2 protein-coding genes are annotated in these 2,144 nt (G+C 46.8%); both read left to right on the forward strand.

Features of this window, described 5'->3' with window-relative positions; translation table 11 throughout:
- The first annotated feature begins 482 nt into the window (after positions 1–482).
- On the forward strand, positions 483–1,262 hold the full coding sequence (locus tag GX016_01780) for an IclR family transcriptional regulator (GenBank protein HHT70293.1): 780 nt from the start codon (positions 483–485) through the stop codon (positions 1,260–1,262).
- Positions 1,263–1,510: 248 nt separating this feature from the next.
- Positions 1,511–2,144: D-2-hydroxyacid dehydrogenase (locus GX016_01785; protein ID HHT70294.1), on the forward strand; the 634-nt coding region annotated here is incomplete at its 3' end.

Genomic DNA, 2,144 nt, shown 5'->3' on the forward strand with positions numbered 1-2,144 from the left:
AGAGTATAGCTAGGGCTGACCTTTTGTGTCAGGCTTTCTACCTGTGGCAAGCTTACTTTGGCTTGGCCAAGCCGAGCGGCCATACCCACCTCCATAAACTTGTCTTATCCAACAACCTCAGGAAACGCTCCAACCAGATGGGCCCAATATTGTGCATATTACGACAACAGGGTTTTGCACCCATTGCGTAGTAATAGACTTAAGCAATACTACTCAAATACAGCTAAAGGCGGCAGCAGTAAATTGGATTTGCAAATTGGGTTCGACATGGTCGAACAACATTTTACCATCTCAAACGTATATTCTACAGAGAATCATAAATTCCTGCTTGCTTATTGTACAATTCTTAAACTAGTTTTTAAGTTGTACTATTACGATCAAACAGTGTATTATGTTTTTGGGTGTTTGCCTTTCACTTCGGATGGACAGGATTTAGTTTGGGAGCCGGAGAAAAAGACAAAAATAGGGAAGGAGGCGCGCATTTGTCACAACAAGAAGGTGGACAGCGTCTAATACAAGCGGTTCAAAGGGCGATTGACATATTGGAGTGCTTCGATTCACCGGATATGGAACTTCCGCTTGGTGAACTAAGTAGCAAAGTCGATCTCAATAAGAGCACTGCTCATGGGATTTTGGCAACTTTAGTCCATAATGGTTACATTCACCAGAACCCAGAGACAGGAAGGTATAAACTAGGACCAAGGTTTTTAGAGAAAAGCCTCCAAATGTTAGGGAAGATGAGTGTTTATCAAACGGTGCATCCTCATTTAGTAAGGATCACCGAAGAATACCAACAAACATCCCATCTGTTCCTGTATGTTAACGAGATTCTATTTTGTGCTGATAAAGTTGAGGCCGCACCCTTTGTTGTTCTTAGCTCGAGAATTGGCTGCCAACTTCCCTTCCATGCTACTGCGTCTGGAAAGGTTGTTTTAGCCAATGTGCAGCACGATACATCACAAAGGATATTAAGCGAGCTCCAGTTTACCCGATTTACGCCTAAGACTATCTGCTCCAAGGATGTTTTGATGGCCAATTTGTTTGCTGTTCGGGTAAAAGGGTATGGAGTGGAAGATGAAGAGATAGAAATGGGAACCTACAGCATAGCCGTACCAATATGGAACTACCAAGGATTGCTAGGCACTATCAGCGTTTCTGGAATGAAAAATCGAATGATTACCATCGAAGATGACATCATACGTGATTTAATGGAGGCAGCCGCCTCAATTTCGCGAGAGTTTGGCTATATAGTGCCCACGTAAAATGCGGAAGGAATGAAACTAGGGGACGAAGGGCCGGTATTGCTGCCTTAAGAAACCATTGCCAGCCGCAACTAGCTGATCGAGTTTTAGCTCTCCCGCCGGGAAGTGCCAATCCTGAGCCTTCCCAACTCACGAAGGGAGGGCACAGGTTGGGATGAAAGGCGGGCGGCGACCAAGCGAATCAGTTTTATGACAAAAACAGGATTAATCGATCCAGAGAAGTTCTTAAGAGGGAGGAAGAAACACCAATGCCAAAGATTGTAATCCTGGATGGTTACACCACAAACCCCGGTGACCTTTCTTGGGAGAAGCTGGAGGCGCTGGGTGACCTGATTGTGTACGATCGTACGCCAGCTGACCTGGTTGCTAACCGTATCGGCGACGCCGACATTGTCTATACCAACAAAACCCCCATTACTAGGGCAACAATAGATGCTTGTCCCAACTTACGTTTCATTGGTGTCTTGGCCACAGGCTACGACATCGTTGATGTTAAGGCGGCCAAAGAGAAGGGAATTCCTGTCTGTAATATCCCCACCTATGGCACCGCCGCCGTAGCTCAAATGGCAATCGCACTGCTGCTGGAAATTTGCCACCACGTGGCGGCACACAGCGAGGCAGTCAATAACGGTGACTGGACCAACAATCCGGACTGGTGCTTTTGGAACTATCCCCTCATCGAGCTGGCTGGGAAAACCATAGGGATCATCGGCTATGGTCGGATAGGCCAAGCCACCGGAAGGATTGCCAAAGCCCTGGGCATGAGAGTCATTGCCTATGACGCCTTCGTAGAGGCAGAGGAATGCGTAGATCTAGATACACTGCTGGCTGAGTCTGACGTCATCGCTTTGCACTGTCCATTGCTACCTGATACAAAAGGCA

It is taken from the genome of Bacillota bacterium (genome assembly GCA_012837285.1).
Taxonomy (GTDB): Bacteria; Bacillota; DTU030; order DUMP01; family DUMP01; genus DUNI01.